Annotated in this window: 18 protein-coding genes; 11 read left to right on the forward strand and 7 right to left on the reverse strand. The window is 65.7% G+C overall.

The genetic code is table 11. From position 1 onward, the window contains the following. The first annotated feature begins 52 nt into the window (after positions 1-52). From G4G71_RS03085 to G4G71_RS03095, 3 genes are all read left to right on the forward strand, one after another. Positions 53-526: a thioesterase family protein gene (locus tag G4G71_RS03085; protein WP_169935358.1), complete on the forward strand. Its 474-nt coding sequence runs from the start codon at positions 53-55 to the stop codon at positions 524-526. Between the two features lie 6 nt (positions 527-532). After that, entirely contained in the window at positions 533-1,462 is a 930-nt protein-coding gene (locus G4G71_RS03090) for an alpha/beta hydrolase (RefSeq protein WP_169935359.1), read from the forward strand. A 266-nt stretch (positions 1,463-1,728) separates the two neighbouring features. Then, entirely contained in the window at positions 1,729-1,980 is a 252-nt protein-coding gene (locus G4G71_RS03095) for a hypothetical protein (RefSeq protein WP_024766693.1), read from the forward strand. Positions 1,981-2,004: 24 nt separating this feature from the next. Here G4G71_RS03095 and G4G71_RS03100 read toward each other — a convergent pair whose 3' ends face one another. The 3 genes from G4G71_RS03100 to G4G71_RS03110 form a co-directional block, all read right to left on the reverse strand. Next, a complete protein-coding gene (locus tag G4G71_RS03100) occupies positions 2,005-3,462 on the reverse strand; it encodes a hypothetical protein (protein ID WP_169935360.1) in 1,458 nt (485 codons plus the stop codon). 159 nt (positions 3,463-3,621) lie between these two features. Beyond that, positions 3,622-4,728 (reverse strand): choline metabolism transcriptional regulator GbdR, encoded by a 1,107-nt coding sequence (gene gbdR / locus G4G71_RS03105; RefSeq protein ID WP_024766695.1) that lies wholly within the window; start codon positions 4,726-4,728, stop codon positions 3,622-3,624. Between the two features lie 385 nt (positions 4,729-5,113). Beyond that, the gene (locus G4G71_RS03110) at positions 5,114-6,490 is read right to left on the reverse strand and encodes an L-serine ammonia-lyase (RefSeq protein ID WP_169935361.1); all 1,377 of its coding nucleotides are present in this window, start codon (positions 6,488-6,490) and stop codon (positions 5,114-5,116) included. A gap of 348 nt (positions 6,491-6,838) precedes the next feature. On the opposite strand from G4G71_RS03110, the gene G4G71_RS03115 reads away from it, so the two are divergent. The 4 genes from G4G71_RS03115 (at position 6,839) to choV (ending at position 11,031) form a co-directional block, all read left to right on the forward strand. Further along, entirely contained in the window at positions 6,839-7,777 is a 939-nt protein-coding gene (locus G4G71_RS03115) for a choline ABC transporter substrate-binding protein (RefSeq protein WP_169935362.1), read from the forward strand. Between the two features lie 238 nt (positions 7,778-8,015). Beyond that, positions 8,016-8,954, forward strand: coding sequence for a choline ABC transporter substrate-binding protein (locus tag G4G71_RS03120; RefSeq protein WP_169935363.1), 939 nt, complete (start codon positions 8,016-8,018; stop codon positions 8,952-8,954). 53 nt (positions 8,955-9,007) lie between these two features. After that, positions 9,008-9,847 (forward strand): choline ABC transporter permease subunit, encoded by an 840-nt coding sequence (gene choW / locus G4G71_RS03125; protein WP_169935364.1) that lies wholly within the window; start codon positions 9,008-9,010, stop codon positions 9,845-9,847. A 5-nt stretch (positions 9,848-9,852) separates the two neighbouring features. Next, the gene (gene choV, locus G4G71_RS03130; protein ID WP_169935365.1) at positions 9,853-11,031 is read left to right on the forward strand and encodes a choline ABC transporter ATP-binding protein; all 1,179 of its coding nucleotides are present in this window, start codon (positions 9,853-9,855) and stop codon (positions 11,029-11,031) included. A 434-nt stretch (positions 11,032-11,465) separates the two neighbouring features. On the opposite strand, the gene G4G71_RS03135 is transcribed toward choV, so the two are convergent. The 4 genes from G4G71_RS03135 to G4G71_RS03150 form a co-directional block, all read right to left on the reverse strand. Beyond that, the gene (locus G4G71_RS03135; protein WP_169935366.1) at positions 11,466-12,476 is read right to left on the reverse strand and encodes an alpha/beta fold hydrolase; all 1,011 of its coding nucleotides are present in this window, start codon (positions 12,474-12,476) and stop codon (positions 11,466-11,468) included. A 305-nt stretch (positions 12,477-12,781) separates the two neighbouring features. Further along, positions 12,782-13,651 carry a helix-turn-helix transcriptional regulator gene (locus G4G71_RS03140; protein WP_169935367.1) on the reverse strand — a complete coding sequence of 290 codons (870 nt, stop codon included), beginning with the start codon at positions 13,649-13,651 and terminating at the stop codon, positions 12,782-12,784. A 53-nt stretch (positions 13,652-13,704) separates the two neighbouring features. Then, positions 13,705-15,123 (reverse strand): aminotransferase, encoded by a 1,419-nt coding sequence (locus tag G4G71_RS03145; RefSeq protein WP_169935368.1) that lies wholly within the window; start codon positions 15,121-15,123, stop codon positions 13,705-13,707. A 238-nt stretch (positions 15,124-15,361) separates the two neighbouring features. Then, positions 15,362-16,465 (reverse strand): polyamine ABC transporter substrate-binding protein, encoded by a 1,104-nt coding sequence (locus G4G71_RS03150; protein WP_054907630.1) that lies wholly within the window; start codon positions 16,463-16,465, stop codon positions 15,362-15,364. A 157-nt stretch (positions 16,466-16,622) separates the two neighbouring features. Between G4G71_RS03150 and G4G71_RS03155 the strand changes: the two genes are divergently transcribed. The 4 genes from G4G71_RS03155 to G4G71_RS03170 all read left to right on the forward strand — a co-directional run bounded on the left by G4G71_RS03155 (position 16,623) and on the right by G4G71_RS03170 (position 21,231). Further along, complete coding sequence (locus G4G71_RS03155) at positions 16,623-17,270, forward strand: TetR family transcriptional regulator C-terminal domain-containing protein (RefSeq protein ID WP_169935369.1); 648 nt, start codon at positions 16,623-16,625, stop codon at positions 17,268-17,270. Between the two features lie 110 nt (positions 17,271-17,380). After that, positions 17,381-18,127 (forward strand): response regulator, encoded by a 747-nt coding sequence (locus G4G71_RS03160; protein ID WP_169942496.1) that lies wholly within the window; start codon positions 17,381-17,383, stop codon positions 18,125-18,127. Positions 18,128-18,229: 102 nt separating this feature from the next. Next, a complete protein-coding gene (locus G4G71_RS03165) occupies positions 18,230-18,991 on the forward strand; it encodes a substrate-binding periplasmic protein (RefSeq protein ID WP_169942497.1) in 762 nt (253 codons plus the stop codon). Then, on the forward strand, positions 18,988-21,231 hold the full coding sequence (locus tag G4G71_RS03170; RefSeq protein ID WP_169935370.1) for an ATP-binding protein: 2,244 nt from the start codon (positions 18,988-18,990) through the stop codon (positions 21,229-21,231). Before G4G71_RS03165 ends, G4G71_RS03170 begins: the two co-directional genes overlap by 4 nt. Positions 21,232-21,632: the final 401 nt, after the last annotated feature.

The raw sequence follows: 21,632 nt of genomic DNA on the forward strand, positions 1-21,632 counted from the left end.
GGGACGCCTAGTTAGAGGGATGGGGAGAGGGGACCTAAATAGAGAGCCGAAAATGCATGCCCTGAAAACCTGGGAAACCCCCATCCTCGCCGAGTGGACCGACTACAACGGCCACCTGCGCGACGCCTTCTACCTGCTGCTGTTCAGCTACGCCACCGACGCCCTGATGGACCACCTGGGCCTCGACGCGGAACACCGCGCCGCTACCAACGATTCCCTGTTCACCCTCGAAGTGCACCTCAACTATCTGCACGAGGTGAAGGAGGGCGAAAAGGTGGAAGTGCGCACCCAGCTGATCGCCCACGACCGCAAGCGCCTGCACGTTTTCCACAGCCTGCACCGCGCCGGCGAAGACCTTGCCCTCGCCGCCAGTGAACAGATGCTGCTGCACGTGAACCTCGAAGGCGGCGCACGCTCGGCAGCCTTCGAAGGCGTGGTGCTGGAGCGCGTGCTGGCGCTGGCCGAAGCGCACCGCCCGCTACCGCGCCCGGACTACGTCGGCCGCGTCATCGGCCTGCCGGGCTGAACTGGTATGACGCGGCGCTATCCGCTGTCCGCTGCCATGCAGGCGTTCATCGTGCGCACGCAATCGATGGCCGTCGATGAGCCCTCGCTCGTCGCCCAGCGCGAAGGCTATGAGCGCATGGCAGAAGCCTTCTGCCCGCCGCGCCCGCCGGGGCTGTGCATCAGCGAGGTGCTGTTGGAGGGCCTGCCCGAAATCCGCCTGTACCGGCCCGCTTCGCTGCCGCCGCCAAGCGGCTGGCCCACGGTGCTCTATCTGCACGGCGGCGGCTGGATGCTCGGTAATGCCGGCAGCCATGACGTCATCTGTGCGGAATTGGCCGCACAGCTACAGGCGCTGGTGGTTGCCGTCAGCTACCGACTGGCACCGGAGCATCCCTATCCTGCCGCTCTTCAGGATTGCCTGGCGGTCTGGCGTCGCCTGCGTTCCGGCAGGCTGGGCGAGCCAGTGGACAGCTCGCGCCTGGTGGTGGCCGGCGACAGTGCCGGCGGCAACCTGAGCGCCGCGCTCTGCATCGCCCTGCGCGATGCGGGTGAGCCGCTGCCGGGCGCCCAGGCGCTGATCTACCCCGCACTCGGCGATCAGCCGACGCCATCGCGCACGCAATGCGCCGACGCGCCCCTGCTGACCAGCGAGGATGTGGATAACTGTTTGAACGCCTACCTGTCGCGCCCTTCCGACCGCCGCGATCCCCTTGCGCTGCCATTGCTGGCCGACGACCTGTGCGGCCTGCCGCCGGCCTTCATCGCCGTTGCCGAGTTCGACCCGTTGCGCGACGACGGCGCGCTCTACCGCGATCGCCTGCGGGCCGATGGCGTGGAAGTGGAGTACTTCGCCGGGGCGGGACTGGTACACGGTTGCCTGCGCGCCCACGACGTTGCGGAAGTGGTGCAGCTGCGCACCGCCTTGCTGGGGGCATTGCGGCGGCACCTGCGCTGAGCGCAAAAAAAATCCCCTGCGGCGCCCGACGCGCGGCAGGGGACAAATCGAGCCGAAACAGGCTCTTTCGTGTGCGAGGCCCCGCCAGCGATGCCGGTGCCGGCCAGCGAGGTATGCAGCCAGTCTGCGCGACGCGTCGCCGCCCCGGTTAGCCGAAAACGACCTGTGCTTGCCCGCCGCGGACATTCCGTCGGACAGGTGCTTGCCGCGCCCCGCCGGGCTTACCAGAATCGAGGCAGACCCTGCCGCTCCCAAGGAGACCCGCGATGATGCACGCCGACCTGATCGACCAGGACGATTTCCGCGAACGCCTGCAAGCGCTGGGCTTCGCCGTGCCGCCGGACGTCACCGCGGAGCAGGCCTGCGAATACGCCGTGCGCGGCCTGACGCCGGAACGCTCGCTGGCGCTGCGCCGCCTGGTGGAGGAAATGCTCGCCGGCAACGCCACCCTGCTGCCGGCCGTGCGCGAGGCCATCTCCCGCCAGTTGCTGCCGGCGCTGGTACCCAAGGCGTTGTGATCGCCGCTGGCGCCGGCCCTGCCTTCAGGGCAGGTCGGCGGCCACTTCCAGCGGTGACAGCGGAAAGGCGTCGCCAATGGGATCGCCCAGCAGGGCCAGGTAGCGTCGGCCCTGGTCTTCCACCGTGACCTTGCGCCCGGCATCCAGCGGCAGCGTCGGGCAGAGCACGCGCAACCCATTCTCTTCAGGCAACAGCAGGCCGTGGCGTGGCGCGCTTTCCTGCAGTTTGCTGCGCAGGCTGAGGCGGCAGGGGCGTGGCTGTGAGGACAGCCAGGCGCCGCGCAACTCGTAGCGTTCGCCGCCGAGCAGGCGGAGGCTTTCCACCTGTGCCAGGTGCCAGGAGCCGCTGGCAGACTGTCGGATGCCAAGCAGCTCGCCGACGGCGGGCGGCGGCGAGCTCTCCCAGTGGCCACTGAAGTGCCGTTCGCTGCTACGCGGCTGCGTCAGCGGCCAGGCAGGCGGAAGGCTGGCCTTGAGCTCCTGGCGGCTGAATTCGATGTCGTGCGGGTGCGCGACCACTTCGTCCAGTCCGCCACGGCTGCCGGTTTGCTGGGACCAGACATCGCTCACCTGCTGCTGGCGCTCGAAGTGATGCGCATCGAGGCGGGTGTCGTCAGCGACGCCCAGGTGCGCGAGCAGCGCCGGGAAGCCCCGGCACACTTGCCAGGGCTCGGCACCGGGCTCGTTCCAGCAGGCGAGCAGGTGGGCATTCAGGTCAAAGGTCGCGTCGCCTGCACTCGCGGCGGTGAAGCGCTTGAGCATGTCCAGCAGTTCGTCGAGCTCCAGGGCGAGGCCGTGTTCGTGGCTGGCAGCGTCAGGGTCGCGGAAGGGGCGGTCGACCTCGCGTTCGAGCCGCCAGTGGCTGCCAGGTTGCTCCGGCCGGATGTGCACGATGGAGGAGAAGACCTGGGTCGATTCGATCAATGCCGGCAGGTATTGCGCTGGGATCTCCTGCGGCCGGGAGCCAACCACGAGCAGGCAGTGCAGATAGCCAGCAGCGACGGTCTGGCTGCGAGGCTCGTAGGCTTCGCCGTCGTCGATCGGCAGGTGCTGGACTTCGATTCGCAGGGCGCGCCCGTACACCTGGTGCAGCAGGCTCCACAGCCCTGGCGGAGCGGGGTGGTGGTTCTGCAGGCAGTTGAAGTGGATTTCCTGCAGGCTGCGGACCATGCGTTGCATCAGCAGGGCGGCGGTCTTGCGCTCGGCGCGGCGGGTGCGCAGCAGGTGCCAGTAGCCACCGAGCAGCCGGCGGTGCAGGGCGAGGATGAGCTTTTCCGCCTTGTCGGCCCTGGCCTGTTCGAGCGCGCCAGTGTGCTCGCCGAAAAGGTCGGTGAGATGGCGGCTGACGTCGAAGATTTCCGGGCGCAGGCGTTCGAGTTGGCGCAGCAACTGAATGCCGGTCAGGCTCGCGTGGTCCTGTTCGATGGCCTTGCGATAGAGCTCCCGCGTTCGCTGGGCCAGGTATTCGAGGGCGGTGTCCATGTGTCCCGAGGTTCCGAAGGATGCTGGCGAACCCTTCGGAGACTGCGAGATTCAGCGCGGTATGAGATTCAGACGAATCTGAATGATGGGGACCAATGCGTCACAGGAATGAAAAAGGGAGGCCATCGGCCTCCCTTTTCGTTTCCCGATTCCCTGGACTCAGAGCACCCGCACGCTGGCAAAGGTGGATTCGCCCTGGGCCTGGCTGAGGGCCGAGATGGCCGAGGAGTTGGGCATGAGGGCGAGATCCTGCGGGATCGGCATGACCATGACCGGTTGGCCGATCGGCTGGCCCTGGCGCTCGTCGCGCGGCGGGATGCCGAAGTACTCGCGATAGCACTTGGAGAAGTGCGGGGTGGAGACGAAGCCGCAGACCGAGGCGACTTCGATGATCGACATCGACGTCTGCTTGAGCAGCTGGCGCGCGCGGATCAGGCGCAGCTTGAGGTAGTAGCGCGACGGCGAGCAGTGCAGGTACTTCTGGAACAGGCGCTCGAGCTGGCGGCGCGAGACGTTGACGTAGACAGCCAGCTCGTCGAGGTCGATGGGCTCCTCGAGGTTGGCTTCCATCAGCGCGACGATTTCCTGCAGCTTGGGCTGGTTGGTGCCGAGCATGTGCTTGAGCGGCACGCGCTGGTGGTCCTGCTCGTTGCGGATGCGCTCGTAGATGAACATCTCGGAGATCGCCGCCGACAGCTCGCGGCCGTGCTCGCGGCCGATCAGGTGCAGCATCATGTCCATCGGCGCGGTGCCGCCGGAGGAGGTGAAGCGGTTGCGATCGATGGAGAACAGGCGGGTGCTCATGGCCACGCGGGGGAAGGCTTCCTGCATGGCGGCCAGGCATTCCCAGTGCACCGAGCAGTCGTAGCCGTCGAGCAGGCCGGCGCGGGCCAGGGCCCAGCTGCCGGTGCACACGGCGCCGAGCTTGCGCCCCAGGCGCGCCTGGGCCTGGAGGAAGGTGGTGTGTTCGCGGGTGACGCTGCGCTGGATGCCGACGCCGCCGACCACGATCAGCGTATCCATCTGCGGGGCGCTGTCGCAGGCCGCGTCAGGGGTGATCTGCAGGCCATCGCTGGCCCAGACCTGGCGGCCGTCGAGGCTCAGGGTGTGCCAGCGGTAGAGTTCGCGTCCGGACAGCTGGTTGGCCATGCGCAGCGGTTCCACCGCCGAGGCCAGGGAGATCAGGGTGAAGTTGTCCAGCAGCAGGAAGCCGATGGACTGCGGAGCTCGGTTTTGCGGCGGAACTCCGGGGTTGAACGCGTTCATTCAGTCACCTCACGCTAGTCACAGTCGCCTCACGGGAGGCGTTTCTTATGCTTGTTCTTCTGTTGGGAACTGCTCCGTGGGTTGGCCCCGGCTGTTCCTCTGATTGCTCGCTTCTACCAATAGCAAGGCAAATGCCGTGCCTAGGTTGAATGGGCGTTCAATTAAAAAAGAAAACGGCATGGGAATGCCGCTTTTGCAGGCCCGGATTGCGACGCCTCGAAGGTCGCAAATACGCATGGATCTTGGGCTGGGGTTTTTGGTAGCACTCAGCGGTCACGCGACCGGCGGTGCTGTGCCCGGAACGGTAACGCCCTTTGCTTGTCGGGACGGGCGTTCCGCTTGCGCCATCAGGGGGCGCGCCGGGCCGGGCGTGGTCGATTCGGGGTCAGCACTCGATGATGCTGACGGCCAATCCGCCGCGGGAGGTTTCCTTGTACTTGTCGTGCATGTCGGCGCCGGTGTTGCGCATGGTGCGGATCACCTGGTCGAGGCTGATGAAGTGCTGGCCGTCGCCACGCAGCGCCATCTGCGCGGCGTTGATGGCCTTCACCGCGGCGATGGCGTTGCGTTCGATGCAGGGCACCTGGACGAGGCCGCCGACCGGGTCGCAGGTCAGGCCGAGGTTGTGTTCCAGGCCGATCTCGGCGGCGTTCTCCACCTGTTCGGGAGAGGCGCCGAGCACTTCGGCGAGGCCCGCGGCAGCCATGGCACAGGCGGAGCCGACTTCGCCCTGGCAGCCGACTTCGGCGCCGGAGATGGAGGCGTTCTTCTTGCACAGAATGCCGACGGCGGCGGCGGCCAGGAAGTAGCGGGTAACGTCGTCGTCGCTGGCGTCGGGGTTGAAGCGCATGTAGTAGTGCAGCACCGCCGGGATGATGCCGGCCGCGCCGTTGGTGGGCGCGGTGACCATGCGCCCGCCGGCGGCGTTTTCCTCGTTCACCGCGAGGGCGAAGAGGTTGACCCATTCCATGGCCGAGAGCGTCGAGCCGATGACGTTGGGCTTGCCGATGTCCTGCAGGCTACGGTGCAGGCGCGCGGCGCGGCGCTGTACGTTGAGGCCGCCGGGGAGGATGCCTTCCTGGCTCAGGCCGTTGTTCACGCAGTCGCGCATGGCCTGCCAGATGACCTTGAGGCCTTCGCGGATGTCGGTTTCGCTGCGCCACATGCGTTCGTTGGCCATCATCAGCTCGGACACGCGCAGGTTGTGGCGGCGACAGAGCATGAGCAGTTCGGCGGCGCTGGCGAAGTCGTAGGGCAGCACGGTGCTGTCGGTGTCGAGGCTGCCGGAGGCGGCCTGTTCCTCGTCGACCACGAAGCCGCCGCCGATGGAGTAGTAGGTGTCGCTGTGCAGCACCTGGTCCCCTTCGATGGCGGTCAGGCGCATGGCGTTGGGGTGGTAGGGCAGGTTCTCTTCGAGCAGGCGCATGTCGCGGATCCAGTCGAAGGGGATTGTTCTTTCGCCGGCCAGCAACAATCCGCCGCTCTTTCGAAGCTCAGCCATGCGCGGTTCGATCTGGCGCGGGTCGATGCGGTCCGGCCATTCGCCCATCAGGCCCATGATCACTGCGCGGTCGGTGCCGTGGCCGACGCCGGTGGCGGACAGCGAGCCGTACAGGCGAACTTCCACGCGGCTGGTGCGTTCGAGCATCTGCCGCTCGCGCAGGGCGCCGACGAACAGCGCGGCGGCGCGCATGGGGCCGACCGTGTGCGAACTGGAAGGGCCGATACCGATCTTGAACAGGTCGAACACACTGATTGCCATGCCGGACTCCGGGCGAGCTGCGCATCCTTGAAGGAGCATCTCTTGAAGGGATGAGGAGGCACGTCCCTGTGCCCGCGATGCCCGGCCATGATCGGCCCAAGTCCCGCACCGGCTGCGTCCATCGGCGACGCGGCCGTATCCATTAACGCCGCTTGCGCACCCCGTCGGTGCAGGGCTCGGGAGCGCGTGTTCCGGCGCCGACGAAAGCTTGTCCCATTACGACATGAGCCGCGCGAACCACGACCGGTCGATAGGCGCGCACCGCCGCGCTGTTCCATGATCCGCCACCGACGAACGGCAGCGTTCGCCCGTATCCACCCCCCTTCTCCGCAGTCAGAGGCTGGCCTCATGAAGAGTCTTGTGTCGTCGCTGTTGGCGTTATCCGTGGTACTACCGGGCGCTGCTCGCGCCGCCGAACCCGAATCCTGCGCCGTGGTGCGCTTCGCCGATGTCGGCTGGACCGACATCACCGTGACCACTGCGGTGACCCGCCTGGTGCTCAGCCATCAGGGCTACCGCACGCAGGTAGTGCGGCTGTCGGTGCCGGACACCTACAAGGCGATGTCGGAGAAGAAGATCGACGTGTTCCTCGGCAACTGGATGCCGAGCATGGCGAACGACATCAAGCCTTTCGCCGACAAGGGCCAGGTGGAAACCGTGGGCGCCAACCTCGAAGGCGCCAAGTACACCCTGGCGGTCCCGCATTACGCGTACGAGGCCGGGCTGAAGACTTTTGCCGATATCGCAAAATTCAGGGAGCAGCTGGGCGGGCGCATCTACGGCATCGAGCCGGGCAACGATGGCAACCAGCTGATCCAGAAGATGATCAAGGAAAAGGCCTTCGGCCTGGGCGACTTCAAGCTGGTGGAATCCAGCGAGGCCGACATGCTGGCCTACGTCAAGCGAGCCGGGGCCTTGAAGCAGCCCATCGTGTTCCTGGGCTGGGAACCGCACCCGATGAATACCCGAATCCAAATGAACTATCTGGAGGGAGGGGATTCCTACTTCGGTCCCAACTATGGCGGTGCGACGGTCTTCACCAACGTCAGAGCAGGCTATCTTCAGGAGTGCCCCAATGTCGCGCGGCTGCTGAAGAACCTGAAATTCGACCTGGCGATGGAGAACCAGCTGATGGATGCGGTGCTCAACGAGCGACGCAATCCCCGCCAGGCCGCCAAGAGTTGGTTGAAAGCCAACCCGCAGGTGCTCGACGGCTGGTTGCAGGGTGTCGCTCCCGGCTCATCGGGCGCGGCGCCAGGGGGCCAGAAAACCGCCGCCATGGATTGATCCGGGCCTCTGGAAGTCGCTGGAACCGGGCCTTTCCACTGGATGCGACATGGCTGGTGCTGAATACGACTTCGCCTGCACTGGATGCGACCCACCCGGTAGGCGACGAAATTTTCCTGCTCCATGATCGTTTACGAAATGACAACAAAAGGGCCCTCCCAGGCCCCAACCATAATTCAGACCGCCGCGCCCCGAAGTGGGCAGCGCCGGCGCCCCAACCCCGCAGAGGAGTACGCTCATGAATGGTTTCAAGTCTTTGCTGCTGGCTGTGTCCCTAGGTGCGCCGCTGGCGGTTCAGGCCGCTGAACCTGACTCGTGCGGCACGGTACGTTTCTCCGACGTCGGCTGGACCGACATCACCGTGACCACCGCTACTACCCGACAGGTGCTGGAATCCCTTGGCTACAAGACCAAGGTGACCATGCTCTCCGTGCCGGTGACCTACAAGTCGCTGGCGAACAAGGACCTGGACGTCTTCCTCGGCAACTGGATGCCGAGCATGGCCAACGACATTAAGCCCTACGCCGACAACGGGTCGGTGGAGACGGTGAAAGCCAACCTCGAGGGTGCCAAGTACACCCTGGCCGTCACCCAGGCGGCCTATGACGGCGGCCTGAAGTCCTTCGCCGACATCGCCAAGTTCGCCGACAAGCTCGACAACAAGATCTACGGCATCGAGCCGGGCAACGACGGCAACCGCCTGGTCCAGGGCATGCTCGACAAGAACCAGTTCGGCCTGGGCAAGTTCAAGCTGGTGGAGTCCAGCGAAGCCGGCATGCTCTCGCAGGTCGGGCGCGCGGACCGGCGCAACCAGTGGATCGTGTTCCTGGGCTGGGAACCGCATCCGATGAACACCCGCTTCAAGATGAAGTACCTCGAAGGTGGCGATGACGTGTTCGGCCCCAACTATGGCGGCGCGACCATCTACACCAACGTGCGCAAGGGCTACGCCCAGGAATGTCCGAACGTCGGCAAGCTGCTGACCAACCTGACCTTCACCCTGGACATGGAGAACAAGCTCATGGACGCCGTGCTCAACGGGGGCAAGAAGCCCGAAGAAGCGGCCAAAGCCTGGTTGAAGGACCATCCGGAACTGCTCGACGCCTGGCTCGCCGGCGTGACTACCCGTGACGGCAAACCGGCCTTGGCGGCAGCCAAGGTGGCATTCGCGAAGTAAGTGCCGAGTAATTGCCGTTGGCCGAATCCTCAAGCTTCTGATGGGCCCGCATTATGTTTCTGACTGACCACAAGCTACCGCTGGGCGAGCATATCGCCGCCTTCGTCGACTGGCTCACGCAACATGGCGCGTCGGTGTTCGACAAGATTTCCGACACCCTCGAGTTCCTCATCCACGGCGTCACCAACAGCCTGCTCTGGTTCAACCCGCTGGCGCTGATCGCGCTGATGGTCTTCCTGGTGTTCTACATCCAGCGCAGCTGGGGCCTTGCCGTATTCGCCCTGGCCTCGCTGCTGCTGATCCTCAACCTGGGGTACTGGCAGGAGACCATGGAGACCCTGGCGCAGGTGATCTTCGCCACAGTGGTGTGTATCGCCATCGGCGTGCCGCTGGGCATCCTGGCGGCGCACAAGCCCTGGTTCTACACCGGGCTCAGGCCACTGCTGGACCTGATGCAGACGGTACCCACCTTCGTCTACCTGATCCCCACCCTGACCCTGTTCGGTCTGGGTGTGGTTCCGGGCCTGATCTCCACCGTGATCTTCGCCATCGCCGCGCCCATCCGCCTGACCTGCCTGGGTATCCAGGACGTGCCGGCGGAGCTGATGGACGCCGGCAAGGCCTTCGGCTGCTCGCGTTGGCAACTGCTGACGCGCATCGAGCTGCCGCACGCCATGCCGAGCATCGCCGCGGGGGTCACCCAATGCATCATGTTGTCGCTGTCGATGGTGGTTATCGCCGCGCTGGTGGGTGCTGATGGCCTCGGCAAGCCGGTGGTCAACGCGCTCAACACCGCGGATATTTCCCTCGGCTTCGAGGCCGGTCTGGCCATCGTCCTGCTCGCCATCCTGCTCGACCGGGTGTGCAAGCAACGCTCGCTGCGGGGGAGGTAAGCACTATGTCGGCGATTCGATTCGAACATGTGGATGTGATTTTCGGCACCCACACCAAGGAAGCGCTCAAGCTGCTGGACAAGGGCCTGGGCCGCGAGGAAATCCTCAAGCGCACCGGCCAGGTGCTGGGTGTGGAGGATGCCTGCCTGGACGTCGAGCGCGGCGAAATCTGCGTGATGATGGGCCTGTCGGGCTCGGGCAAGTCCAGCCTGCTGCGCTGCATCAACGGCCTCAACCGGGTCAGCCGCGGCAAGTTGCTGATCGAGCACGAAGGCCAGCAGGTGGACGTCGCCAACTGTTCTCCGGCGACGCTCAAGACCATGCGCACCCAGCGCATCGCCATGGTGTTCCAGAAGTTCGCGCTGATGCCCTGGCTGACCGTGGCCGAGAACATCGGCTTCGGCCTGGAGATGCAGGGCCGCCCGGCCAACGAGCGGAAGAAGGTGATCGACGAGAAGCTCGAACTGGTCGGCCTGTCGCAGTGGCGCGACAAGCGCCCGGACTCGCTCTCCGGCGGCATGCAGCAGCGCGTCGGCCTGGCCCGTGCGCTGGCCATGGATGGCGACATCCTGCTGATGGACGAACCCTTCTCCGCGCTGGACCCGCTGATCCGCCAGCAATTGCAGGACGAACTGCTGGTGCTGCAACGGCAATTGCACAAGACCATCGTCTTCGTCAGTCATGACCTGGACGAGGCGCTGAAGATCGGTACGCGCATCGCGATCATGAAGGACGGCCGCATCATCCAGCACGGCAAGCCCGAGGAAATCGTGCTCAGCCCGGCGGACGACTACGTGCGCACCTTCGTTGCCCACACCAACCCGCTCAACGTGCTCTGTGGCTCCAGCCTGATGCGTGGCCTGGACCAGTGCCGCCGCCAGGCCGACGAGGTGTGTTTCGACCAGGGTCGCGACTGCTGGCTGGGCCTGACCGAGACCAACCAGATCAAGACCGCGCGCCAGGGCAGCAACATCATCGACCTGCAGCAATGGCGCCCGGGCGACCCGGTGGAGAAGCTCAAGCACGAGCCAACCCTGGTGGACGTCAACATCCGCATGCGCGATGCGTTGCAGATTCGATACCAGACCGGCCACAAGCTGGTACTGCAGGAGCAGAGCCGCGTGGTCGGCGTGCTCGGCGACAGCGAGCTGTACCACGCGTTGCTGGGCAAGAACCTGGGCTGATTCTTTCGGCTACATGAAAACGCCGGCTCCCTGCGAGGGGAGCCGGCGTTTTTGTTTGAGCTGGGGGCGACGGTATTTCTTGTAGGAGCGAGCTTGCTCGCGAACGGGTTCCCCGGACGCTCGGTGCTGAGGCGGTTCGCGAGCAAGCTCGCTCCTACAGGGAAACTCCGGTGCCTCGGCTGGCCCTCACCCTAGCCCTCTCCCAAGGGGAGAGGGGACTGTCCTTTGCGTTCGGGAGGCTTGGAGCTTTCCGGCTACCTTCGTTTCCGATCCAGTACTCCGAACGGCTCCCTCTCCCTTCGGGAGAGGGTTGGGGTGAGGGGATAGCCCGCACCGATGTCGCAAGAAGCGTAGGAGCGGACTCCGTCCGCGATGGTATCCGGCGCGAAGCGGAATCGATCGCGGACGGAGTCCGCTCCTACAGGCTTGCCACGTCAGTGCTTCAGATCAGCCAACCCCTTGAGCAGCGCCTCGTGGAAGCGCTTCGGGTCCTGGATCTGCGGCGCGTGGCCCATGTCGTCGAACTCCACCAGGGTGGCGTTGGGGATGGCCTTGGCGGTCGCCTTGCCCAGTTCGGCGTAGTTGCCCAGCTTCGGCTTGAGCTCGGCCGGGGCGATGTCCTTGCCGATGGCGGTGTTGTCCTTGGTGCCGATCAGCAGCAGGGTCGGCATCTTCAACTGGCCGAATTCGTAGACCACCGGCTGGGTGAAAATCATGTCGTAGAGCAGCGCCGAGTTCCACGCCACGCGCTCATGGCCGGCGCCGTTAAACAGGCCGGCGAGCATGTTCACCCACTTGTCGTACTCCGGCTTCCACTGGCCGGCGTAGTAGGTGGCCTGCTCATACTGGCGGATGCTGTCGGCGCTGGTCTTCAGCTCGCGCTCGTACCACTGGTCCGGGGTGCGGTAGGGCACGCCCAGGGCTTTCCAGTCTTCCAGGCCGATGGGGTTGACCATGGCCAGCTGCTCCACCTGCTGCGGGTACATCAGCGCGTAGCGGGCGGCGAGCATGCCGCCGGTGGAATGGCCCAGCAGGGTGATCTTGCCGATCTTCAGGTGATCCAGCAGCGCGTGGGTGTTGGTCGCCAGCTGCTGGAAGCTGTACTGGTAGCGCTCGGGTTTGGTGGATTTGCAGAAGCCGATCTGATCCGGCGCCACCACGCGGTAGCCAGCATCGCTGAGCGCGGCGATGGTGGTCTCCCAGGTACCGGCGCAGAAGTTCTTGCCGTGCAGCAGCACCACGGTGCGGCCATTGGGCTGCTTCTTGGGCTTCACGTCGATATAGGCCATGTGCATGTGGTGGCCCTGGGATGCGAAGCTGTAGTGGCCGACCGGGTAGGAGTAGTTGAAGCGCTCCAGTTCCGGGCCATAGGTGGGTTTGGATTCGGCGGCGTGCAGCGGCAGGGCAGCGGCCAACAGCAAGGCGGGAAGCCAGCGGCGGGGCATCGGGAAGCTCTCCTGGTGGTGGGGCACGGGTCAGACAGCGGGAAAGGCCATAGGTTGGCAGATTTCCGGGCACGTTGCCGCATCGGCGCTGCGGCTTTTTGCAGGAGCGAGGGGGACGTTTGGTTCTTGCTCGCGAACCTCCCAGCCCGGTGCCGACCCTGTTCGCGAGCAAGCTCGCTCCTACAGGCCAGGACCCGCTGCGGTGTCATGACCGTAGGATGGGTGGAGCGCAGCGATACCCATGCTGATGGCATGCGGGGCGATGGGTATCGCTGCGCTCCACACCATCCTACGAAGAGCCTTTCTCAGGCTGCGGTGGCGTCGCCGGTGAGCCAGTCGATGAACAGCGAGAACAGTTCCGCCTGGGAGTTGATTTCCAACTTGGTGTAGAGGTGCTTGCGGTGCATGCGCACGGTTTCCGGCGAGATATCCAGCACCCGCGCGCTGGATTTCACCGAGTGGCCACGCAACAGCAGGTGGGCGATCTCCCGCTCGCGCTCGGTCAGCCGGTCGGCGCCGAAGTTCATGAAGGCGGCGCGGATGTGCCGGTTCAGCGGCGCCTGGGCGTCCGGCGCGCTGACGTTCACACCGCGCCCGGCCAGCAGCAGGTCCAGCCCGCCATTGCGCTCGAACTGGCGGAACAGTTCGCGCACCAGCGGCAGGACGGTGGCCAGCAGGTCCAGCTGGGTTTCGCTGAAGCGCGCGCCGCTCCTGCCCTGGTAAAGGCACAGCGAGACCTTGCGCGCCTCGCCCAGGTCGATGATGAAGTGGCAGTCCTCGGTGCAGCCGAACTTGAGGTAGTAGGTCTTGTAGTACTCGCTGGCGAAGAAATCGTCCGGGGCGATATCGGCCAGTGGGTAGAAGCCTTCGGTGAGGCCGTCTTCCATGGCCAGGCAGAAGGGGTCGAGCAGGTAGCCGCGGGCGTAGTAGCGGTCGATCAGCGCCTCGTGGTGCTCCGGGTCGATGCCGCGCTGGTACAGCGGTTGCGGCGGCTGGCCGCGCTGTTCCAGGCCGAGCATCACCGATTCCAGTGGCACCAGGCAGCCCAGGGCGTCCGCCAGGCGTTCGACGAAGACGACCTCGCCGACACTGGCTATGACGCGCGCCAGCCCCGCATGCCAGGCATGCAGGGCCAGTGCGTCGGACGTTTCGCTCAGTGCCTGAGATTCGCTCATGCCCGGCAGCATAAAGGGCTGCCGGGGTGTAGGCAAAATCCTCGGATCGATCATCAGTGCCCCGCGTAATCACCGCTGCGCTGGAGGTCGGCGGCGGCCTCGAGGATCGACTCGCGCAGGGTGTCGACGATCTCGTCGACCTGTGCACGGGTGATGGTCAGCGGCGGCGACATCACGTTCAGGTGCACGATCGGCCGCACCAGCAACCCCTTGGCCTGGGCGCGCAGGTGGATCTTCTCGCCGATGTTCAACTCCTCGGGGAACAGCACCTTGCTGCGCTTGTCGGCGACGAATTCGACGCAGGCCATCAGCTTCTGGCACCGCACGCTGCCCACCAGCGGCAGGTCGGCCAGTTCCTGCAGACGTTGCTCCAGGTAGCCGCCGACATCCTTCACGTGCTCCAGCAGGTTCTCGCGCTCGATGATCTCGATGTTCTTCAGTGCCGAAACACAGCTCACCGGGTGTCCGCTATAGGTGTAGCCGTGGGCAAAGCAGCGGCCCTTGTCGGCTTCGCCGATCACCTTCCAGATGCGGTCGGAGAAGATGCACGCGCCCAGCGGCAGGTAGCCGGAGGTCAGGCCCTTGGCGGTGGTGATGATGTCCGGCTGCATGCCGAACACGTCCTCGGAGGCGAAGAACGCGCCGAGGCGGCCGAAAGAGGTCACTACCTCATCGGCGACGTAGAGCACATCGTACTTCTGGCACACCTGCCACATGCGCTGGTGGTAGCCCTTGGGCGGGATGATCACGCCGCCCGAGCCCATGATCGGCTCGGCGAAGAAGGCGGCGACCTTGTCTTCGCCCAGTTCGAGAATCTTGTCTTCGAATTCCTTCACCAGGAATTCGAGGAAGTCCCCTTCGGTCATCCCTTCCGGCGCGCGGTAGGGGTTGGGGCAGGAAATGTGGTGGATGACGTCCTTGAGGAAGTCGAACTCGGCCGGGTGGTCGGCGACTTTGCCGCCCAGCGACATGGTGAGGAAGGTCGAGCCGTGGTAGGCGTTGACCCGGCTGATGATGTGCTTCTTCTCATGCTTGCCGCGGCAGTTCTGGTAGTACTGGATCAGCCGGTAGGCGGTGTCCACGGCGGTGGAGCCGCCGGTAGTGAGGAACACGTGGTCCAGGTCGCCAGGGGCGAGCTGCGCGAGTTTTTCGCAGAGCTGGATGGCGGTGACGTTGGCCATGTCGCAGAAGGGGTTGGAGTAGGCCAGCTGGCGCACCTGCTCGGCGATGGCGTCGGCCATTTCCGCGCGGCCCAGGCCGATGTTCGTGCACCACATGCCGCCCACGGCGTCCAGGTAGCGATTGCCCTTGGTGTCGTAGATGTAGGCGCCCTCGCCGGCGGCGATGTTCAGCGCACCGTTGACCCGGTGATCGTCGAACACGTGGTAGCCGTGCATGTAGTGGGCTTTGTCGGCGGCGACCAGCTGCTCGTCGTTGAACTGGGCGAAGAAGGCTGGGGTTGGGGTGGTCATTGTCTGTACCTCGGACTTTCGTTATTCGGTTGGGCGCTTTTGCCCTCTCCCTAACCCTCTCCCTGAAGGGAGAGGGGACTGTTCGGAGTGCATGGAGACTCCGAACCTCATGGTTGATCGCATTGCTCGTTACGTTCAGGAAAATGCCGTGACTGCCGGCAGCTCTGCTTGGCCCCCTCTCCCTTCGGAGCGGGGCGCGCAGCCAGGGCTGGGGAGAGGGGGCTGTGGTCTTGCGCTATCAGGTCCCGGTCTTCACCGCGTTCCAGGTACGGGTGATCAGGCGGGTGGCCTTGGGGTTCTGCACTTTCTGGGTGAACAGGCGGGCGCGGGTCTCGGCGTCGGGGTAGATCGCCGGGTCGTTGCGCACTTCGGCGGCCAGCAGCGGGGTAGCGGCAGCGTTGCTGGAGGCGTAGCGGATGTAGTCGGCGACGCCCGCGGCAACCTTGGGCTGCAGCATGTACTCGATGAACTTGTGGGCGTTTTCCACGTGCGGCGCGTCGGCCGGGATGTAGAAGTCGTCGAACCAGATCAGCGAGCCTTCCTTGGGCACGAAGTAGCCCAGCTTGACCTTGGCGCCGGCTTCGTCGGCGCGGGCCTGGGCGGTGGCGTAGTCGCCGGACCAGGTCATCGCCATGCACTGGTCGCCGTTGGCCAGGCCGTTGAGGTAGCTGGTGGAGTCGAACTTGCGGATGTACGGGCGGATCGATTGCAACAGGTCCTGGGCGGCCTTCAGGTCCTCGGGCAGCGCGCTGTTGGGGTCGCGTTTGAGGTAGGCCAGGGCCAGCGGGATCACGTCGGTGGGGGAATCGATGATGGTCACCCCGCAATCGGCGAATTTCGACACGATCTTCGGATCGAACAGCATCGCCAGCGAGCCGATGGGCGCATCGGGCATGCGCTGCTTGATCTTGTCGATGTTGTAGGTGATGCCGTTGCTGCCCCAGGTGTATGGCGCCGAGTACTTCACGCCCGGATCGTAGTGGTCCAGGTGCTTGAGCACGTCGGGGTCGAGGTTGTTCCAGCTGGGCAGCTTGGACTTGTCCAGCGGCTGGAAGACGCCGGCCTTGAGCAGCGGCGGCACCAGGGCGGCGTTGAGCACCACCAGGTCGTAGCCCGAGCGGCCGGGCAGCAGCTTGCCCTGCACGGTCTCGTAGGAATCGAAGGTGTCGTAGACCACCTTGATCCCGGTTTCCTTCTCGAAGTCGGCGACGGTGTGCTCGCCGATATAGTCGGTCCAGTTGTACAGCCGCAGCGTCTTCGCGCCGGCGGCATCCTCCCCGTGACCCAGTGCCGGCAAGGTCGCCAGCGCCGCGCTGAGTACTGCTGCGAGCGTTTTCTGCATGTCAGTCCCACCTTTGATTTTGTTATGGATTGGAGATATCGCGGATGAAGCCACTCTCGACCAGGGCCGGTTCCCCGGCCATTCCCCGAACGGGTAGGTACTGGCGCCTAATCGAACAATCGTTCAGATTGGCCACCTGACACTTTAGGAGCCAGGCATGAACGAGGAAGTCCGCTTTACCCGACTGGAGCCGGAGCAGCGCAAGGCGCTGCTGATCGAGGCGACCCTCGCGTGCCTGAAGCGCCATGGCTTCCAGGGAGCTTCCATTCGCAAGATCTGCGCCGAAGCCGGCGTCTCGGTGGGGCTGATCAACCACCACTATTCGGGCAAGGACGAACTGGTGGCCGAGGCCTACCTGACCGTCACCGGGCGGGTCATGCAGTTGCTGCGCGAGGCCATCGCCGAGGCAGCGCCGGATGCGCGCGCGCGGCTGTCGGCGTTCTTCCGTGCGTCGTTCTGTGCCGAACTGCTCGACCCGCAACTGCTGGATGCGTGGCTCGCGTTCTGGGGCGCAGTGAAGACCGCCGAAGCGATCAACCAGGCGCATGACCATTCCTACGGTGAGTACCGCACCTTGCTGGCGCAGGCGCTGAAGGATCTGGCGCAGGAACAGGCATGGTCCGATTTCGACGCCGACCTCGCCGCCATTGCCCTCAGCGCCTTGCTCGATGGCTTGTGGCTGGAATCCGGCCTGAACCCCAATACCTTCACCCCGGAACAGGGCGTGCAGATCTGCGAAGCCTGGGTGGATGGCCTCCAGTACGGCGGGCGGCAACGGTTCAGCCGGTCGCCGGCGGCCTGTTGATCGATTGTTCAGCGGGCGGTAACCTGCCGCCATCTGCAGGACAGTTCCTACAGCTCTACCTCCACGCATAACAAGAATGGCCCCGTCACGAGCGGCGGCTTCAGCAGGGTATTGCGATGACTTCCCGTGTACTGATCGTCGACGACGATCCGGTGGTTCGCGAGCTCCTCCAGGCCTACCTGGGCGAGGAGGGCTATGACGTGCTCTGTGCCGGCACCGCCGAACAGGCCGAGGCGAGCCTGGCCGAAGCCGAACAGGGCGGGCAGCCCATCGACCTGGTGATGCTCGACATCCGTTTGCCCGGCAAGGACGGCCTGACCCTGACCCGCGAGCTGCGCGTACGCTCGGAGGTCGGCATCATCCTGATCACCGGCCGCAACGATGACATCGACCGCATCGTCGGCCTGGAGTGCGGCGCCGATGACTACGTGATCAAGCCGCTCAACCCCCGCGAGCTGGTGTCCCGCGCGAAGAACCTGATCCGTCGTGTGCGCCACGCCCGCCAACCCGCCGCCATCTGTGTTCCGGGCGCCCGCCAGCACCACAAGCGCTTCGCCCAGTGGACACTGGACCCCGACCGCCGCCGCCTGATCGACCGCGATGGCAGCGAAACCCCGCTGACCCACGGCGAATTCCAGCTGCTCGGCGTGTTCCTGCGCAACACCGGCCATACCCTCAGCCGCGACCAGTTGATGGACCAGATCCGCAACCGCGAATGGCTGCCCAACGACCGCTCCATCGACGTGCTGGTCGGCCGCCTGCGCCGCAAGCTGCGCGACGACCCGGCCGAGCCGGAGCTGATCATCACCATCCACGGCGCCGGCTACCTGTTCACCGCCACGCCCGCCGACGCCTGAGTCAGCACGGTGATTGTGGGTCGCGCAGGACAGTCCCCTCTCCCTTCGGAGCGGGGTGCGCAGCCAGGGCCAGGGAGAGGGAAACCCCCGCTTCGACTCCTTCTGTCTCTGTTGGTCCTGCTCTTCTGCACCACCACCCAGGCCGCCCAGCCCATCCGCTACTGCGACTACCCCGTCTACCCGCCCATCTCCTGGAGCGACGGCCACGAAGTACGCGGCCTGGCCCCGCAGACCGTGCGCAGCATCCTCGGCGAGCTGGGCTACGAGGTGAAGACCGTGGTGCTGGGCAACTGGAAGCGCTGCCTGCTGGACGCCGCCGAAGGCCGCGTCGACGTGGTGCTCGCCTACCAGACCCCGCAGCGCGACGACGGCCTGCTGTTCTCCCGCGTGCCGGTGCTGCGCGAGGAAGTGGCAATCTTCTACAACCGCCGCAAGCCGGTGCGTTTCGACCAGTTGAGCGATCTGGCGAATTACCGCGGCGGGCTGCTCTTCGGCGAGAGCTACGGGCCTGAGTTCGACCGTTTCGTCGCCGAGCACGGCAACGTCGAATGGGTCTCCGACAGCCGGCAGAACTTCGGCAAGCTGATCCGCCAGCGCATCGACTTCATTGCCCACGAGCGGCGCACCGGGACGTTGTTCGTCGAGCAGCTCGCCGGCGGAGAGGACATCTTCGCGCTGTCGAAACCGCTGACCGTGGACTACCTGCGCATTGCTGTCTCCCGCCATTCACCGCTGGCCGCGCGGATGGACGAGATCGACGCCGCGCTGAAGCGGCGCGTGGACGACGGCAGCATCGCCCGCTGGCTGGACGAGAGCGAGCGCGGTTACCGCGCCATGCTCGCCGGCGACGGGGTGCCGCGTTGAAGCTGCCCGGCGGCCTGGCCCGGCGCCTGCTGCTGCGGGTGCTGCTGTTCAGCCTGTGCTTCACCGTGCTGGCCAGCGCCGTTCAGCTGTACTTCGAGTACCGCCGCGAGATGCGCGACATCGATACACGCCTGGAGCTGATCCGCGTCGGCTACCTCGCCAGCTTCGAGCGCAGCCTGTGGGACCTCAACCAGGAGCAGCTCAACGTGCAGCTGCACGGCCTGGCCGACTTCCCCGACATCGCCCAGGTGCGCCTGCGCAGCGCCGACTTCAACCTGGTGCAGGACGCCGACGACAAGCGCGGGCCGTTCCGTGTCGAGCACTACGCCCTGGCCTTCCAGCCGCCGGACGGCGAGCCCCGCGACCTGGGCGAGCTGGAAATCAGCATCGACCTGGGCGCCGTCTACCTGCGCCTGCTCCACGGCGGTCTCGCCAGCCTGCTGTGGATGGGCGTGTTCCTTTGCGGCCTGGCGGTGGCGCTGAGCTGGCTGTTCCACAGTCTCGTGACTCGCCATCTGCGCGCCATGGCCGACTTCGTTCGGGGGCTCACCGGCGGCGACCTGGGCACCGAGCTGGCGCTGGATAAAAAACGCTCAGGCGAAGAGGACGAAATCGACACCGTGGCCGATGCCCTCGATGGCTTGCGCCGGGCCCTGCGTGCCGAGTTGCGTCGGCGCGAGGCTGACCGCGAAGCGCTGCAGAGCAAGCGTGACGAATTGCAGCGGCGGGTCGAGCGGCGCACCGCCAGCCTGCGCCGCGCCAAGGAGGAAGCCGAAGCTGCCAACCGCGCCAAGAGCCGCTTCCTTGCCACCATGAGCCACGAGATCCGCACGCCGCTCAACGGCATCCTCGGCATGGCCGAACTGCTGCGCGCCGCGCCCCTGGGCGAGCAGGACCGTCGCCGGCTTCAAGCGTTATCCACAGCAGGCGAAGGTCTGCTGGCGATCCTCAACGAGGTGCTGCACTTCGCCAAGCTGGAGGACGGCGCCAGCCAGCCGGAGCCGGTGGACTTTTCCCTGCGGCGCCTGCTCGACGACGTGGTGACCCTGCTGGAGCCACGCGCCGAGGACAACGGCACCTGCCTGCGCCTGCGTGTCGAGCCCCAGGTGCAGGACGGTTGCCGGGGCGCCGAGCAGTTCTTGCGCCAGGTGCTGAGCAACCTGCTGGCCAACGCAGTGAAGTTCACCGAGGAGGGCGAGGTGCTGCTGGAAGTCGCTGTGCTGGAGACCGGCGCTGCCGGTCAGTGCTTGCGCTTCAGCGTGACCGACGACGGCATCGGCATTTCCGCCGAGCAACAGGAAAAGATCTTCCAGCGCTTCACCCAGGCCAGCGACGAGGTGGCGCGGCGCTACGGCGGCACCGGCCTGGGGCTGGCGATCAGCAAGCGGCTGGTGGAAGCCATGGGCGGCGAGATCCGCGTGGAAAGCCTGGAAGGCGAGGGCAGCACCTTCTGGTTCGAGATCGTGCTGGCGCCGGGCGTGGTCCCGCGCTCCACCGTGGCAGTAGAACAGGCGCCAGCGCTGGACGTACTGGTGGTGGAAGACGTCGCCCTCAACCGCGAGGTCGCCCAGGCCCTGCTGGAGCGCGACGGCCACCGCGTGCAGCTCGCCGAGGACGCGGAGCCGGCGCTGGCGCTCACCGCCGCGCGGCGCTTCGATCTGATCTTGCTGGACATGCATCTGCCAGGCATGAACGGCCTCGACCTGTGCCGGGCGATCCGCGCGCAGGTCGGCGGGCTCAACGCGACCACGCCGATCCACGCCTTTACCGCCAGCGTGCAGCCGGGGATGGTCCGGCGCTATTTCGAGGCCGGCATGCAGGGCGTGCTGGGCAAGCCGCTGCGCCTGGATGACCTGCGCCGTGCGCTGTCCGGCGTGGCTTGGGAGCTGTTGCCGGAGGCTGTGGATAACGGCCCGCTGGATCGCCAGGTGCTCGATACCCACCGCCGGTTGCTGGGCGAGCACAAGCTGAACGAACTGCTTGCCAGCCTGTGGAAGTTGCTCGATGAGCAATGGCCGCTGCTGCTGGATGCGCTGCGCCAGGATGATGCCGTCGAGGCCGCGAGCCTTGCGCATCGCTTGGCCGGGAGTTGCCGGTCCATGGGCTTGCGCGGGTTGGGGGATTGCCTGGGTGAGCTGGAAGAGGCGGCGCTGGCGGGGGCTTCGCTTGGTGATTGGCTGGAGCGGCTGGAGCGGGAGAGGGCGGTTGTCATTGAGCTTCTCAAGAATACCCAGTCCTAGCCCTGGTGAAGCGGGCCGGCCCTCACCCCAGCCCTCTCCCAGAGGGAGAGGGGGCCGATTGTGGCGGCTGGCACCACAGCTTCATCCTGCGCCGAACAGTCCCCTAGAGGGTTAGGGTGAGGGGAGAGCCCGAGCACCGAAGTAGCAGGGAGCGCCAAAGCCTGTAGGAGCGAGGGGGCGCCTAGCCCTTGCTCGCGAACCCGCCCAGCTATCTCATAGCCGGCTGAATCTGTTCGCGAGCAAGCTCGCTCCTACAAAATCAAAAGCGCTGAAAGCTAAGCCCCACGCGCCCTGCACAAAATCCTTACATCTTTCTACAACTTCGATCCGTAGGAACAACGGGGTCTTACATCGCCTTCCAATAATCCGGTGGCATCCGTGCCCGAGCCACGGCCTCTGAT

This window comes from Pseudomonas multiresinivorans (assembly GCF_012971725.1).
Lineage (GTDB): Bacteria > Pseudomonadota > Gammaproteobacteria > Pseudomonadales > Pseudomonadaceae > Pseudomonas > Pseudomonas multiresinivorans.